Origin of the sequence: Patiriisocius marinus, from assembly GCF_008974325.1 — a bacterium.
In the GTDB taxonomy this organism is placed as follows: domain Bacteria; phylum Bacteroidota; class Bacteroidia; order Flavobacteriales; family Flavobacteriaceae; genus Patiriisocius; species Patiriisocius marinus.
The window spans coordinates 1,091,490-1,107,697 of sequence record NZ_BKCG01000001.1 but is presented as its reverse complement, the minus strand read 5'-3'; the positions used below and the strand labels follow the sequence as shown (position 1 = coordinate 1,107,697).

The window sequence follows — 16,208 nt, the reverse complement described above, 5'->3', positions numbered from 1 at the left end:
TTAGTGTGGAAGTTGATTTAAGTGTAAGTATAATGCGATGAAAATAAATCCAACTGGAATTACAATCGCATAAGCTTTAGCAAACTTTGATAAAGCAACAGAGTATTTGTTATTAAACCCAACACTCTGGAAAGAACTTGCAAAGCCGTGCCATAAGTGTACTGCTAATAAAACAAAAGCAATAACGTATAACCCAACCCTCACTGGACTTTCAAATTTATGAACAGTCTCAGCGTAATATCTTGTTGGATCTAATGGATTAGACTCCACATATTTGTGAATCATTTCTGGAAACCAAAAATCGTAAAAGTGCAACCCTAAAAATGCAAGGATCACTAATCCTGAAATAATCATATTTCGAGATGCCCACGATGCGTTTGCACCTCCATTGTATTTTGCATAACTCACAACTCTTGCGTTGCGATTACGTAGCTCTAATACAAAGCCCATTACAAAGTGAAATACTACTCCAAAAATCAATACCGGCTGGAGCGCAAATTGCACCAAGCCATTGTTCCCCATAAAATGGGACCAACTATTAAACGTGTCTGGATCAATAACCGAAGTTAGATTTATTACGAAGTGTTGTCCTAAAAAGAACACTAAAAACATGCCCGAAAGTGCCATAGCAAACTTTCTAGCAATTGAAGAGGATAAAATTCCCATTATGGTTGTGTTTCAAAATTTTGTTCTACAAAAATACAGTACGATGTTCGTTCAAGCAAGGAATCGCATTTGTTTGTTAGCAATTTAGAATTGATTTAACTAAGACAAATAAAAATTAATGCTTTTTTTTCTTCGGAAATATTAAACTTCATTAAAATTTCCGAAGAAAATTATTTAGCACTACTTTAATTCAAGCGTAGTTTTAGATATTTTTCCATTACTAGAAACTGAAACAGTATACCTTCCCGAAGGTAAATAAGCGGTACCGTTTGTTCCATTCCACGCTTTGTTATCATCTTTCTCTAATTGCTTCGCTCCTTTATCTGAAACGCTTCCGTTGTATTCAATTTTATTAAAGCCTTTAGCAACTTGTTGTGACCAGCTTTTTAATTCTCTTCCAGTTTCCGAAGTAATTGTAATTGTCGCATTTCCTGAAGCGGGCGCATACACATTGATGGCCATTGAGGGTTCAAAAATATCGCCGTATTGATTAAATCCTGTTGACCCCCATCTTCTTGATGCACGCATTGACGGCATATCTGCAAGCATCAAATTACCCATTGTCGCTGCCGAAATATTCTGTAATAATGAAATATCTGCCACATAAATTGATCTTCCGTGTGTACCAACAATTAAATCTTTTTCACGTTTCTGAATTACTAAATCGTGCACCGCAACATTAGGTAACCCTTCGCTAAATGCTTCCCAAGATTTCCCGTTATTAAAAGACACATATGCCCCGTTATCTGTTCCTAAATACAAAACATTCTCGTTTGCAGGATCTTCGATAATTACATTTACTGGCGAATGAGGTAAGTTATTTGCAATGGAAGTCCATGTAGCACCATAATTATCACTCATATACACATAAGAAGTAAAATCGTCCCAACGATAACCGTTTAATGCAACATACACACGTTCCTTTTTATGTTGTGAAGCAATTACACGGCTTACCCACAAATCTTTAGGTAATGAGTTTGTAATATTTTGCCAATCGCCTCCTCCATTTTTAGTTACTTGAACAACTCCGTCATCACTACCTGTATATAATAGTCCAAACTGAAATGGAGATTCACTAATACTTGATAAGGTTCCGTAAGCTACGTTTCCTTGCTTTCCTCCGTTTGTTAAATCGCCCGAGATTGCTGTCCAATCCGTTCCTTGATTCATAGAACGCATTAATTTATTTCCTCCTAAATAAAGAATATCTTGATTATGACTGCTTAACAGAATAGGTGTCTGCCAATTGAATCTATACGGACTTTCGCCTAACTCATGTTTTGGTTGAATATACGTTTGCTCGTCTGTCGCTCTGTTTAATCTAAAGTAATTCCCAAACTGAAACCCTGTATACACTATATTACTATCGCGGTTGTCAATTTGTATTTGCATTCCGTCACCTCCCATAATAAACTTATAAGGGTATTCACCGTTTTGCCTCCATCCTGAGTTTTCAACATTTGTATGTGGGCCAACCCAAACACCATTATCCTGTAAACCACCATAAACATTGTATGGCTTTTCGTTATCTACATTAACGGCATAAAACTGCCCTACTGCTGGTTGGTTATTTTTAATCCAGTTTTCACCGTCGTCATAACTAATATTAACCCCTCCATCATTACCATTAATTAAATGCCCTGGCATATTTGGGTTAATCCATAAAGCGTGATGATCTGCGTGCACGTTATCTGCTGAAATGCTCTTAAACGTTTTACCACCATCTTTAGATTTTAAAATAGGCACTCCATAAATGTAAATCCCATTTACATCACTAGGATCCACATGAATTTTCCCGAAGTAATATCCATAACTATAGTAAATACCATCTAAAAATCCTTCGTGCGTTTTCGCCCAAGTTTTACCACCATCTGTACTTTTATAAACTTCAGTTCCTATTACAGGAGTATCAAACAGCATTGCATTTGCATCCTCTAAATAGGTTGCTAAATCTGCAGGCTTAACCGTACCTCCACGAACCATCGACTTTACATTGTCTGCTCTATATTTTTCTTGAAAACCATTGGTTTTTAAATAACCATTAAGCTTTTTATCATCAAGCGCCAAAAACTGCGCCGCACTCATTGTTTTAAATTGTTCCTTAGAAAGCTCGCCATTTTTGTTTGATGCTTTTGCGCCACCTGCTCTTCTTGCTTGATTATCGTGAACTGCATAAATGGTATTTGCATCAAAAACCGCTAGACCTATTCTACCTACACCAGTCCCTGTTGGTAAACCACTTCCCGCAACTGATACTTTATTCCAAGAACTACCTCCGTCTGTACTTTTAAAAACAGCACTACCTTCTCCGCTACCACGAAAATCCCAAGCTTTCCTATCCTTATCCCAAGACGAAGCAAATAGTAGGTTGAAATTATTGGGATCTGCATCCATTTCTATAATACCACTTTGGTCATTTACAAAAAGTGTTTTCTTCCAAGTTTTCCCTCCATCCGTAGTTTTAAAAACACCACGTTCACTATTTGTAGAATATAAATGACCAACAGCTGCAACAACAACTTCGTTTGCATTGTTTGGGTTAATAATAATTTTTGAAATATGATGACTATCAGTAAGCCCCATATTCTTCCAAGTCTCACCATTATCTTTTGATTGCAATACACCTATACCAGCATAACTAGAACGAGATGAATTAACCTCTCCTGTCCCAACCCATATGGTACCTGATTTCCAATCTACCGCTAAACTCCCCACGTTTTGCGTAGGACTAGTATCTAAAATAGGCGTAAATGTTGTTCCGTTATTTGTTGTGTGCCAAACACCACCACTTGCATATCCTACATAAAATTCGGTTGGATTTTTTGGATTTACAGCGAGATCCACAACACGGCCACTCATTATGGTTGGACCAATATTATTGAATGGTAATTTTTTTACTAGTGAGTTTTCAGTTTGTGTTGCTTTTTGCTGTAGTGCCTTTTCAACCTGAGTAGCATTTGTAGCAGGTTGTTGCGCAAAAGCAAATGTTGAAATAATGCTCCACGCGACAAGTAAATAATTTTTCATTTGGTTGGTTTTGAGTTGAAAAGTACATAATACTAAAATACCTCAAAATAAATCGAAGAAATTTAACACCTTTTGTGATTCCTTTTTTAACTTCGGTACCATTAAAACTTACATTTTACTAATGTTAAAAACCCATTTAGAAAATTATATAAAAGGTTATATTTCTTCAAATATCTCAGCCAATGAGTTATCTGAAATAACAGACCATTTTTCATTTCTAAAACTTAAAAAAAATGAGTTTCTGGTTAAAGAAGGACGTATTTGCAAACATTTTTGTTTCATTGAAACCGGAATTCTTCAACATGCCATTATGGTTGAAGGAGTTGAAAAGACTACATACCTAGGTTTAAAAAATAGCGCCACAACTGCTTTAAACAGCTTTAAAAACAAACTACCTTCAAGAAAAAACATAAAGGCTTTAAGCGATTGTAATCTTTGGGTACTATCAATTAATGATTTCAAAAAGCTATTAGAAAAAAATGACACCTTCAAATTGTTTTATTACAATCTTATTGAAAATCAAATATTACTCATTGATGATTATCGTATTGATTTACTCACCCTAAGTCCTGAAGAACGATATTTAAAACTACTTGAAAATGAACCTACGTTAATCAAGCAAGTTCCGCTTCAATACTTATCTTCTTTTCTCGGAATTTCCTTAAGGCATATGAGCCGAATTAGGAAAACTTCCAATTAACGCCATTTGGCTGATGATTTGGTTTTTTCTTTAATTATTTTTGAACTTGAAGAGGAATCAACGTTGTCAAGTTTCCGAAGAAAAATTCTAGAACATTAAAGTTTTAACTTACGCATTATGAAATATCACCAAATAGATCGCAACCTTTTTATTAAAAATCGCAAAAACTTTATGGCTAAAATGAAGCCGTCAAGTCTTGCTGTATTTAACAGCAACGATATTTACCCTATTAGTGCAGATAGCACTATGCCTTTTGAACAAGCAAGGGATATTTTCTATTTAAGTGGTGTGGATCAGGAAGAAAGTATTTTAGTGATGTTTCCAGATGCTCCAAATCCTGATCATAGAGAAATCTTGTTTTTGAAAGAAACAAACGAGCACATTGCTGTTTGGGAAGGTGAAAAACTAACCAAAGAAAAAGCACTTGAAGTAAGCGGAATCAAGACAGTTTATTGGCTTAAAGAGTTTGATAAAGTGTTTTACGAAATAATGACGCAGTGTGACACGGTGTACTTTAACACAAACGAACACTACCGCGCAAATGTAGAAACTGAAACGCGCGAAGCTCGTTTTATTAAAGCAACAAAAGATAAATTTCCTGCGCATAGCTGGGCGAAAAGCAATCCTATTTTACAACGTTTACGCTCAGTAAAAGACCAAATTGAAATAGATTTAATTCAGACTGCTTGTGATATCACTGAAAAAGGATTCCGTCGCATATTAGGTTTTGTAAAACCAGGTGTTTGGGAATTTGATATTGAAGCTGAATTTATGCACGAGTTTTTACGCAATCGCTCTAAAAAGTTTGCATACACGCCTATTGTCGCTAGTGGAAACAACGCTAACGTGTTACACTACATTGAAAACAACCAAGAGTGTAAAGCTGGCGATTTAATTTTGCTTGATGTGGGTGCTGAATACGCAAACTACAGTAGTGATATGTCTCGTACTATTCCTGTAAGTGGTCGTTTTACAAAACGCCAACGCCAAGTGTATGATGCCGTAAACCGTGTGAAGAATGACGCTACTAAAATGCTCGTTCCTGGTACAATGTGGAAAGAATACCATGTGGAAGTAGGTAAATTAATGACCAGCGAATTACTAGGTTTAGGATTACTAGACAAAGCAGACGTACAAAACGAAAACCCAGACTGGCCAGCATACAAAAAGTACTTTATGCACGGTACGTCTCACCATATGGGATTAGACACCCACGATTACGGATTACTTTACGAACCAATGCAAGCCGGAAACGTATTTACGGTTGAACCAGGAATTTATATCCCTGACGAAGGTTTTGGCATTAGACTAGAAGACGATGTAGTTATCCAAGAAAAAGGCGAACCTTTTAACTTAATGCGCAATATCCCTATTGAAGCGGAGGAGATTGAGGAGCTAATGAATAAGTAAGTTTTTTAATAAATAATTATTTATTAAAAAACTTACTTATTGCAATAGCAATTTTCCTAGCCATTTCAGGAGGAACTGCATTTCCTATCATTTTATAATTATTACCCATAGTTTCTTTAAATTCATAATCATCAGGAAATGATTGAATTAAAGCCGCTTCTTTTACTGTGATCGATCTACCTTGATTAGCATCAGGGTGGATAAATAACAAACCATCTTTATTTAAATGAGCTACAATTGTTTGAGAAGGTTTATCCCATTCTAAGCTTCTATATTTAGAATGTTTAGAATTTTTTCCTACCAAATTATTATAAAACTGTATTCGCTCTTCCATAGAACGATTATTCATTTTATTTAAAACCCATTTTTTAAAGATGTTCACATCACGCTTATTATGAAATCTTGGCTCATGATTTTCAGGAATAATACAATTCTCTAATAGTGGGATATGAGATACTTTTTTTCCATTTTTCAACTTAACATCAAAAGCAGGCTTAAACTTAGGAAGATGACCAATAGCGTCAAATAAAGTTTTCACCTTTTCACTCTTTTGTATATTTATTTCTGAATAAATCGATTTCAAATTAAAAGATTCAGATATGAGATTATTCTTTAAACCGATAATGATAACTCTTTTTCTATTTTGTGCTACCCCAAAGTTACTTGAGGTTAATACTGTAGATTTCAGTTCCTTTGGCTCCAATATTTGATACCCAAAATCTTTAAACGATTCATAAATTCTTTCCGTTACAAGTTTTCCTCCTGGATTAGCACTAAGTATGCCAGGAACATTTTCAAAAACAAACATATTAGGCTGAAAGGCATCTACCACTTTAATAAAGCTTTCGAATAAAAAGTTTCTGTAGTCTTCTTTCATGGAATTAGCATCTTGCGCTCTGCCAGCAATTGAATATGCCTGACAAGGAGGGCCTCCTATAATTAAATCAACAGTCTTTTTACCTACAAGTCCTTTTAAACCTCTTTCAATAACATTAACATGGTTTGTAGCTCCAAAATCCTTAACAGTATCCTCTACCCAATTACCATTAATAAGCTCATCTGTTTTCTGAATATCAAAATGTACAACTCTTTTAAATGCATCCTCATTTGTATGTTGCCATTTTTTCTTAAGTCTAGACCTAAGAGTCCTTACCATAGGGATTTCCCACTCAACATGAGCAAGAGCATCATATTTACCTGACATAATAAATCCTTCAGATAATCCACCGCACCCAGCAAATAAATCAATAAAAGTTAATTTTTTATTTCTCATCTTGCCCAATACGGTCTAATATGTTTTTAAAATTCTCTGCAAATATTCCACCTAAAATAGGAGGAACTGCATTACCTATTTGTTTAAATTGATTCCGTGTGCTACCAGTAAAAAAATACCAATCCGGGAAAGATTGAATTCTAGCTGCCTCCCTAGGAGTAATACTTCTAGGGTGAAGCCCTGGGTGAACATATGAATTACCATCTGTTTCTAAATGCGCAATAATTGTTTTAGATACACTCTCTGGGTCTAACTTAAAATACTTATCCCCAAATCCTTTTACTTTTTTATTTCCTTTTTCATCGATTACAACACCATAAGTAACTTTTGATAAAGCCTTTTCATTAAGAGGGTCGTTTAAGTATTTACCTGCTACAAGATTTTCATATATAAATAAATCTCTTTCATTATGATATCTTGATTTATGATTGAAGAGAAACCTAGAAACTTTCAACTTACCGTTATATGTGTTAATTCTATTTGGATAATTATTGTCTCCGTTCTTACTAATTAAATCTTTATAAGAAATATCTGAAATGTTTTTACCAAAACAAAATTTCAAATTTCGAAATGAAACTTCTGCTTCTTCTTTGTAGTTATTCGGTTTTGGATTTGCCTTAATCTGTGGTAAATCAAAAATAACATCCTTTAACTTTACCTCGGTTTCTTTACTTTTTATAATATCATCAAAAATATCTGAAGCTTTGATGCTATATTTTTCTGACAAGTCTTTTCTCACCCCTATAAAAAAAATACGTTCTCTATTTTGAGCTAGGCCAAAATCTTTCGCATTCAATATGTGAGATGAAGTATCATAACCGTATTTACCTGTATCTGTTAGAGATTTTTCAATTAAATCTCTGTACCCTGAAGCAGAGACTAACCCTTTCACATTTTCAATCAAAACTAGTTTCGGAGATAACTTTTCAGCAAATTTTAAATAATACTTGAAAAGTTGATTTCTTGGATCATCAATAAAACCTTTAGTCCGCTCTTCTATCGTTGATTTTTTTGAGCGACCTATCATAGAGAACCCTTGACAAGGGGGACCTCCCACAAGCACATCTATATGCCTTATACCCTTAAGGATATTTTTTATTTCACTATCGTCTTTAACAGAGGGTACTTTTTTACGTAATTCAATTTCTTTATTAGTTTCAACAACCATATGCCCCAATACATCATAGCTTACGTTTCCATTCTCAAGATGTTCATAGAGCTCTTTAATATCTCCAAGAATTACTCTATTCACATTAGTATCTGGATGCGTTTTATATAAATTCTCCTTAAAAGTATTCAAAGCTGGCTCAGCAATATCGTTGGCCATTTCAAGATGAAATCCTTTGTTTCCAAAACCTAGAGTTAAGCCACCAGCACCTGAGAATAAATCTACATAAGTGTATTTGTTTTTGTTGTTCATAAAGTGTCTTAAAATGCCAGTATTTGCGAAATTACTCAAACTATTTTAATTCCTTTCTACTACATTGTTTAGCTTTCACTAATTGTAAACATATTATTAATCTTAAACTTAAAAAGCTTTTTTCTAGTCCAAATCAAGAAGTTCATCTTTTAAGATAGCATTAAATACTCGATAAAGATCATCTAAGTAAATTTTCAATTCTGAAAATTTCCTGTTAATTATTTCCCCATTTTTATTACAACAATTAACTAAGTACAACTCGTACGTATACGGACTAAACGCGGTTAATTTAGAATTTGGCCTGAAATGATCTTTCATTAACCTAAGATGTCTTCGGCTATATAAGGACATACCATCTTTCATATAATTGTTGATTTCTTCTTGAAGTCGTGTTTGAAGTATAAAATATTTAGATGGAGAAGAAACCATCAGGTTAATCTCGTCTACCATGAGCTTATATTTGTTATCTAAATTTAATTTTGCGGATGGATTTTTTTTGAATTTTTTAATTTCGCAAACTGGCAATACTTCAATAATTGAATCTAACTCACTCCAATCAATATTAGTTTTTATTATATCCCAAGACTCTTTCTTTTTACAAGCTTCATCAAGGCGCCCATCATCTAAATTGTAAAGTAACAATTGATTAATATAAGTCAAAAAGTATTTAATTTTTTCCTCGTGAATATTCACACCATCATTACTCCAAATATTCTGAAAGTCAATACTCTTATTCGACTTCAATAAATATTCTTGTATTAATGAAATAGAATATGCTATAACATTTTTCCTTATTCTCCCAATAGCATTATTACCGATGCCATACTTTGTTTTTAAAAGTTTATAAAAAATAAATGAACCTATTATATTGATATAATATTCTTTACTTATTTTTTTATTTTCAGAGTCAAATTGATCTCTTATTATTTTATATCTTTTTTCAGCACTTTGAACGGAAATAAAAGGTTCAATCTTATTGCCAATCGCACAAAAAAATAAAATTGACAAATCTGATTTTTCAAATTTTTGATTTCTAGGGAATAGATTTAAAAAATAATTTTCATTTTTACTAAGGTTTTTCTCAAGTTGATATTGACCTCTTGTTCGTTCGAAATAATAATAGTTATTTGAAGTTGGATTTCTGAATTTTTTAGAACATGCATGCAAGGTAATTAAGTACTCTTCATTACTTGATAAGTCTGATTGTTTAACTGCATTTTGAAGATTACTATTTTTAGCAATATTAGATTGAATTTTAACAGAATCAATATTCCTTCTGATTTCAGTAATTTTTGCCATAACATTCACTTTATCTAGCTCAATATTCATTTTTGTTTTTTTAGCTTCTTGCGTTGCAAAAAATATTGAAGAAGTTGTTTGGCCTCCATTTACAATTTGAAAATTCTTAAAAGTCTTTACTGAATTATCATCATTAAATATTATTTCCGACACTGTTAAGCATAAACCATTATTATAAGCTAAGAACATTTCTGGTCTGTTTAATAATGTGTCTTTTATCCCTTTATTAACCTTAATTCTTGACGACAAAAACGACCTTACATTGCTTTCTAATAATCGACCACCAAAATCACTATAGATGTTATATAAAAAGCGACCTGGAAGTATGGCAATTGCAGTACCATAACTAGAGTTTCCTAGCTTCGGCTTAAGGACATTAATGGGTTTATCATAATAATCTTCAACGTCAATATCTAGTTTCTGATTATTCTTGTGTAATCTCTCTAATTCCTGAATATCGTATATTCTAAAGTTATAATCTATAACCGAATCAATATCAACTTTTGAAAGAATCCTTTTTAGGTCTACATCTTTTTTATTTACCGCAGTATTATTAGTAAGTAGGTAAAAGTCGACCTTAACAATGTTCTTTTTAATACCTGCATGATATTCCGTATTTAAAGCTGATAAAATATTAGCTTTTGGTACATTATATTCATTGGTCCTAACAACATAATTCAACACCCTATACAATTGTTTAAATTGTTGTTCAACATCTTTCAAGTTCAACTTCCCTGCTTCATCAGAGTTATTATAATTTGCTATCAACAGTGATAAAACAGTTTCATTCTCATTAATTGAAAATCCGTCAATTTTCAAGTTCCTATTACTATCATTTTCTTTAAAATATTGAGATTGTTCAAAGTTCGAGATTAAAGACGAATCTATTAAATAGTCAGATGCAATTTCACAAAAAGCTGACTCAGCATTTAATTGAGAATCCTGTGAAAGCTTTTCTTCTGTTAAGGATTTTAGGGTGGTAAAAAAACTCATTATAAACTTATTAATTCAACAACATTATTACTAAATATTTTTTGTTCTTGTAAATTTAAATTGTACTCTACTTTTTTAATAGAATTAGAAATAGAAGTTCTTGCTAATTTTGGAAACTCTGAATCTACATCATAGATATTTGGTCCATTAATGATTTGAAATCCAAAGTCTAAATATTCAACCTCTGCTTCTGCCAAATATCCCACATCTAATAATAAACCTTCAAAATCAAATTTAGCATCAAAATCATTTTGCAATATGGCTTTAATATCTTCAATCAAATTAGGTAAAGACTGAAACAATGAATTTTCACTTATTTTATGCCTTTTAAGTTGATAAACAGCTAGAAATAATCGTTCTAAACCACTACAATCTAATTGATACTCGTTATTTATTTTAACTTCATATAGATTATTCGAGGTAGTACATTTAACTTCAATTGCTTGAGTATTGGGGAAAATAAAATCTTGATTTTGTTTTTTGGGTCCTACCCAACTTGTAATAATATCTAATAAGTTTTCTTTGTTGCACTCTAATAATGTTTTAAGCATTGTCAATTCTGCAAATAAACCAATCTGTCCATTTTCTGACAAAACTCCTGTTTTTTTAGATTTAAAAAAGTTCATCCAAGACTTGACCCTCTTTAAAATATCTAAAATAACTAAATCAGAATTTGAGTTTTTTGCTGTCTCTATTATATCAGTAATGAAAGCATAAAAAATGTCTTCTTCAGTATTTCTATCAAGTTTAATACTATAATATGTATCTAAGCCGGTTGTCCCAGGATCGGCAACAGGAAAAGTATCCACCTGAATACTATCTAGTGTATTGATATTATTTATAATAACATCAGATTGTTGACCACCATTTTTTAATTGTAACAGAACACATTGTTGGTTGTCAGAAAGTTTATCAATAGCTAAAATAGTTTTATATCTATTAGCATCATCAAAATCTACAAGTCGAGTATCATATTGCCCACCAGACTTTACATCCCGTATCAATTCTGTGAATATTTCTTTTATACTCATAGCCTAATTAATGTTATCGTTTACCATTTGATTGACTAGTACATCAACAGAGTTATTGTTTATAGATCTACTATTAGGGAGACAAGAAGGTGTCGCAATAGATATCCCATATGGTAAAGCGATATATTGTCCAAAATCATTATCTTTTAAATCTTCTAAACCACTATGCATATTTTCGATAGAAGGCGTATCTCCGCGAGAAACATTAATACTACTATAAAAAAACATTGGATCTAGTGCTACAAAAGTGATTATCGGTCTCTCGAGATATAAACAAGTTACAGAAGGGGTTCTTTTTTCTTTAATATTCAATTCATCTTTCTTATCTCCAATAAAATCAGATAAATAATTAGCATCTGTTAGTTTACCATTAGGTACCTTAAAGTGATTTGGATTAGGTTCTGTTTCATTTCTCCTAGCAGTATTTCTTTGAGCTAGACCAATTTCTTTATCAATAAAAGTATAATTATCTTGTTTTCCAGGTTTTCTACCAACTATAACAACATCGATTGTTTCGTATCCAGACTTCTTGTAAAACTCAAAAATTTTATCAAAATCTAAACTTCCATTATTGTTAATTATTAAAAAATTATCATTTTTTAATTCATCTAATTCTCCATCTATGTTGACGTTTTTAAAAATTAGTTTATTGTCAAATTCGTTAATATTACATCTATCTTTTATTCTATCAATTATTTTACACAAAATATTATGATTGTTAATAATTGTATCTGGTTTACGTGATATTGAATTTGTAATAACTTCACCACCAGCCCAACTTAACCGCATAGGACCAGCTACTCCCATTTTTGAAGTAACTGACAAACTTGTTGTAGATTGCCTAATTTTAATTAAAAAATCTCTTGGTGATGCATTACTTCTAATCATGGCTGAAATATTTTCATTCATAATGGTGTCAGCGTAGCAAATTTCACCAAAATCTATAGCTATTTCTGTAGTTGTTATAATTCTACACAGATCTGCATAATTAGAACGATAACCAAACCAACGCCCCATTTGCATTAGTGTATCAAATGTCCTAGCATGTCTGATAAAGTAACTTGTATGTAAGCCTTCCAATGTTAATCCTCTAGACATTGTGTTTCCTCCAATAGCTATTACTTTTCTTCCATGCGGGTATAAATGATAGTCTAAGCTTTGCCCTTTATTATCTTTGTGTCCATTTACTACTAAAATTTCAACAGCAGCAATAAAGCTTCTAATATGGTCTCTTAATTCACTGAAATTTGTTGGTAAGTCAAAATTATTATTTGCAAATGATTCATTTTCAGAATATGCTTGAGTATAAAATTGTTGGTTATTAACTTGCACTTGTAACCCATCGATATTACCTCCGTGAAATAAATCACTTAATTCTGTCCACATTGTCTCGTTATTGTTTTCAATGCTATCTTTAAGTTCATTCCAATAATTCTTAAATACATCTCCTAAACCATTCTGTATCATCGTTAAGTGGGATACGTGTATTAGCATAGACATGTGGGACCTTTCTTGACCTCTAAAAAAACGTAATGCTCCTGAAACAATAAATTGCTTAGCTGCAACCTTTAAAGAGTCCGGCATATTTAACTCTTCTAATTCTTCTTTGTAATAAGACTTAAGTTGTCCCGGGAAACCTTCAATACTATTTATTTCCATTATACCAGGCAATCCTTCTTCAAAATATTTTTCAGGCCCTAGATAATTAGAAGGCTGTTTCAATCTTACAATAAAGTCTTCAGGAAAAATACTTTGATGATGTTCATTATCTAAAGGAATTAACACGTTCGCATATGGAGTTGCTGTGTAACCAGTATAACATCTTCGGCTAAACTTATTAATTAAATCAACAATCCCAGCATTTATAGCTGTTGGTCTATTTTCTTCATCTATATTTCCATCTTCATCAACTATAGGAGCATCAAGGTCTTCAAGCTTAAAATTATTATTAATACTAGCTTGATCAGCTTCATCATCTATAATTAAAACAGCCTTATTAGATTGAGACTCCATGTTAATACCAATAACATTCTCTAACCATTTGTTCATGTTTTTTAACGGGTGTACGTTTTTCTTTATTACAGCAATTAAAGGAGCTTCTAAATTGAAATTTATACCATTCATGTTTGCTGCAGCAGAATTAAAATCACCTTTAACATCAGCTGTAGTTAAAGACTGTGTTTGATTATCAAACCTATTCATTAGTGTTCCAACACCTACTTTGGTTTCAACTCCATTAATTTTTTGTTTACCGTTAACGCCTTGATCTATTCTAAATTGAGTTTGTTGACGTAAATTATTATGCATACCGGCTAAAACAACTATAAACTGATACCCTACATCAATAGCCTTGTTTATTAAACCAACATAATTACCTGTTTTACCTGATTGTACATAGCCTATAACTAAACCTTTTTTTTCAAAATGATCTGTTTCTCTTGGATTGGACATTCCATCCAATATAGCATCAGTACTCTGATCAATTTCATCTATCACAGTTTGTGGTAGTTGTTGTATTTCAGATAAGTATCTTTTATAATTATTCCAAAATGGAAAATCAGATAAATTAGGGTTGTTTTGTTTATAATTACGAACCCAAGGTATTCTATGATTATATAGCGTTTCACTTATACCAATTGTAATTGTGTAATGTGATTCTAACTCATTAATTACTCCTTCCCAATTAATGTTCGGATATATATCGGGTGAATAAATATTTTGAAAGCTAAAAACAGTTTCTCTTATAATTGCAGTTGTTATATCTTTACCCGTGTTTTTTAAACCATTTAAAGTTGCATGTGCAACATCTTTAATCATTTTATTATTCATAATTTATATATTGCTTGGGTCGACACCTAGTTCTATTAATCGTTCTTTATCAAAAGACAAACTATTAAAAGGTTCTATATTAATTAATGTGTTAAACGCAGTTTCTACTTTCATACTTATTTTATAAATCTCCATTATCCCTTTAAATTTTTCATAAATTTCGTGATCATCTTCCAATGATTGCTCTACCTCATTATTAGCTTTTCTTGCAAAAATATTATCTACAGGTAGGTAATTTTCTATGTATCTCAAAATTTGCTTAAACTCTTTTTGAATTGTTTTATCTGCAGAGCATTTCTTTAAAAATTGATCGAATAATGGATGTTTTATATTGATTTTATATTGATTTTTCTCTCCTGTCTTTACTCCTTTAGATTCAAAATTCCATATTGGTTGTATCTCCGTTTCGGTGTTCTTTTTTCTTATTTTATGCTTCTTAACTCCTCCATGAAATCTAAACGTATTGTTAGCTTCAGATCTCACTTTATTACACTCAGCTCTTATATCTGATTCAGCAAATCTCGGTATAGAAACTGAAGATTTACTAATATTTACTCCCCAAGCCAAATCAGACTCTAAACTATTAGATAAATTAATCTCAACTCTTCCTAAAATATAATGATGCTCTTTATTAAATAGACCTAACCAACTTCCACGATAGATTAATCTCTTATTTCTGTAAACGAAAAATCCTTGATTTTGATTAAAAGTACCAATCTCTGATTGACTCTCGTATTCATTTTTATTTTGAAATTCACTAGAATGTTTTAAAACATGTCCCTTCAAGGAATAAGTCCCATCTCCGGAATTATATTTAAATAATTTCTCTTGAGTAGAAAGTGCAGTTTTATATGGATCCCAATATTTCACTAATGTTCCATTTAATCGAATATTTACACTGTTTTTGAATTTGTGGTATATCAATTCAAAATGATTTCTAACTTTCGAAAGTTCCGAATAAAAACTAGAGGTAGAAGTAATTTTAATTTTATCTAAATTTTCCCAAAGAACTACTGTCCAACTATCACTGTCAAAAATCTCTTTATTTTCAATTCTTGCCTTTATTTTTTCTATCAACAATTTATGATTGTCTAATGAATATACCTCCCATCCATTTTTGTCAATATAATCTAGATCAAAGACTATAGAGTTAATTGTTTCCTTTTTTGAAATTAAAGTTAATTTTCTACATTGAGAAAAACTTGCTGTTTTTAAACCTAATCCAAATCTCCCTAAATCCTCAATACTTCTCTCTCGTTCAATTCCCTCTCCTCCTAATGTCAATGCCTTAATCATATCCTCCATAGTCATTCCATTGCCATCATCAATAATTGCCATCCATTCTAAATGATCAATATTCTCATTAAAATCATTGTTTACAATTTCTATTTTTTTTGCTCTAGCAGCAATTGAATTATCAACTATATCAGAAAGTGCAGTTTTCAAATTATAGCCTATACTTCTAAGTGACCCTAAAATACTTCCGGGTTTTGGTTCTATTTTGTATTTACTCATTTATAACAATAAAAAAAAATATAAATTATCAATAATAATCTATAA

10 protein-coding genes are annotated in these 16,208 nt (G+C 31.9%); 2 read left to right on the top strand and 8 right to left on the bottom strand.

What is annotated here, in order from left to right; all coding sequences use genetic code 11:
- Both GBH57_RS04835 and GBH57_RS04830 read right to left on the bottom strand, forming a co-directional pair.
- Window positions 1-666: a succinate dehydrogenase cytochrome b subunit gene (locus GBH57_RS04835; protein ID WP_208997613.1), complete on the bottom strand. Its 666-nt coding sequence runs from the start codon at window positions 664-666 to the stop codon at window positions 1-3.
- A gap of 180 nt (window positions 667-846) precedes the next feature.
- On the bottom strand, window positions 847-3,693 hold the full coding sequence (locus GBH57_RS04830) for a WD40/YVTN/BNR-like repeat-containing protein (RefSeq protein WP_151672915.1): 2,847 nt from the start codon (window positions 3,691-3,693) through the stop codon (window positions 847-849).
- 121 nt (window positions 3,694-3,814) lie between these two features.
- Here GBH57_RS04830 and GBH57_RS04825 point away from each other — a divergent pair, with 121 nt between their 5' ends.
- Together GBH57_RS04825 and GBH57_RS04820 are read left to right on the top strand one after the other, a co-directional pair.
- A complete protein-coding gene (locus GBH57_RS04825) occupies window positions 3,815-4,393 on the top strand; it encodes a Crp/Fnr family transcriptional regulator (protein WP_151672914.1) in 579 nt (192 codons plus the stop codon).
- Between the two features lie 117 nt (window positions 4,394-4,510).
- Window positions 4,511-5,803: an aminopeptidase P family protein gene (locus tag GBH57_RS04820; protein ID WP_151672913.1), complete on the top strand. Its 1,293-nt coding sequence runs from the start codon at window positions 4,511-4,513 to the stop codon at window positions 5,801-5,803.
- Between the two features lie 16 nt (window positions 5,804-5,819).
- Here GBH57_RS04820 and GBH57_RS04815 read toward each other — a convergent pair whose 3' ends face one another.
- From GBH57_RS04815 to GBH57_RS04790, 6 genes are all read right to left on the bottom strand, one after another.
- Complete coding sequence (locus GBH57_RS04815; RefSeq protein ID WP_151672976.1) at window positions 5,820-7,076, bottom strand: DNA cytosine methyltransferase; 1,257 nt, start codon at window positions 7,074-7,076, stop codon at window positions 5,820-5,822.
- The gene (locus GBH57_RS04810) at window positions 7,066-8,496 is read right to left on the bottom strand and encodes a DNA cytosine methyltransferase (protein ID WP_151672912.1); all 1,431 of its coding nucleotides are present in this window, start codon (window positions 8,494-8,496) and stop codon (window positions 7,066-7,068) included. The genes GBH57_RS04815 and GBH57_RS04810 overlap by 11 nt, the downstream gene beginning before the upstream one ends.
- Before the next feature lie 123 nt (window positions 8,497-8,619).
- Window positions 8,620-10,788, bottom strand: a complete 2,169-nt coding sequence (locus tag GBH57_RS04805) for an AIPR family protein (protein ID WP_151672911.1) — start codon at window positions 10,786-10,788, stop codon at window positions 8,620-8,622.
- Window positions 10,788-11,819, bottom strand: a complete 1,032-nt coding sequence (locus tag GBH57_RS04800; RefSeq protein WP_151672910.1) for a PD-(D/E)XK motif protein — start codon at window positions 11,817-11,819, stop codon at window positions 10,788-10,790. Before GBH57_RS04800 ends, GBH57_RS04805 begins: the two co-directional genes overlap by 1 nt.
- Window positions 11,820-11,822: 3 nt before the next feature.
- The gene (locus tag GBH57_RS04795) at window positions 11,823-14,648 is read right to left on the bottom strand and encodes a Z1 domain-containing protein (RefSeq protein WP_151672909.1); all 2,826 of its coding nucleotides are present in this window, start codon (window positions 14,646-14,648) and stop codon (window positions 11,823-11,825) included.
- A 3-nt stretch (window positions 14,649-14,651) separates the two neighbouring features.
- The gene (locus GBH57_RS04790; protein WP_151672908.1) at window positions 14,652-16,163 is read right to left on the bottom strand and encodes an ATP-binding protein; all 1,512 of its coding nucleotides are present in this window, start codon (window positions 16,161-16,163) and stop codon (window positions 14,652-14,654) included.
- Window positions 16,164-16,208: the final 45 nt, after the last annotated feature.

What these genes read in the sequence shown, in the direction of transcription:
- GBH57_RS04835 (WP_208997613.1), bottom strand. Translation starts at nt 666, where the DNA reads ATGGGAATTTTATCCTCTTCAATTGCTAGAAAGTTTGCTATGGCACTT.
- GBH57_RS04830 (WP_151672915.1), bottom strand. Translation starts at nt 3,693, where the DNA reads ATGAAAAATTATTTACTTGTCGCGTGGAGCATTATTTCAACATTTGCT.
- GBH57_RS04825 (WP_151672914.1), top strand. Translation starts at nt 3,815, where the DNA reads ATGTTAAAAACCCATTTAGAAAATTATATAAAAGGTTATATTTCTTCA.
- GBH57_RS04820 (WP_151672913.1), top strand. Translation starts at nt 4,511, where the DNA reads ATGAAATATCACCAAATAGATCGCAACCTTTTTATTAAAAATCGCAAA.
- GBH57_RS04815 (WP_151672976.1), bottom strand. Translation starts at nt 7,076, where the DNA reads ATGAGAAATAAAAAATTAACTTTTATTGATTTATTTGCTGGGTGCGGT.
- GBH57_RS04810 (WP_151672912.1), bottom strand. Translation starts at nt 8,496, where the DNA reads ATGAACAACAAAAACAAATACACTTATGTAGATTTATTCTCAGGTGCT.
- GBH57_RS04805 (WP_151672911.1), bottom strand. Translation starts at nt 10,788, where the DNA reads ATGAGTTTTTTTACCACCCTAAAATCCTTAACAGAAGAAAAGCTTTCA.
- GBH57_RS04800 (WP_151672910.1), bottom strand. Translation starts at nt 11,819, where the DNA reads ATGAGTATAAAAGAAATATTCACAGAATTGATACGGGATGTAAAGTCT.
- GBH57_RS04795 (WP_151672909.1), bottom strand. Translation starts at nt 14,648, where the DNA reads ATGAATAATAAAATGATTAAAGATGTTGCACATGCAACTTTAAATGGT.
- GBH57_RS04790 (WP_151672908.1), bottom strand. Translation starts at nt 16,163, where the DNA reads ATGAGTAAATACAAAATAGAACCAAAACCCGGAAGTATTTTAGGGTCA.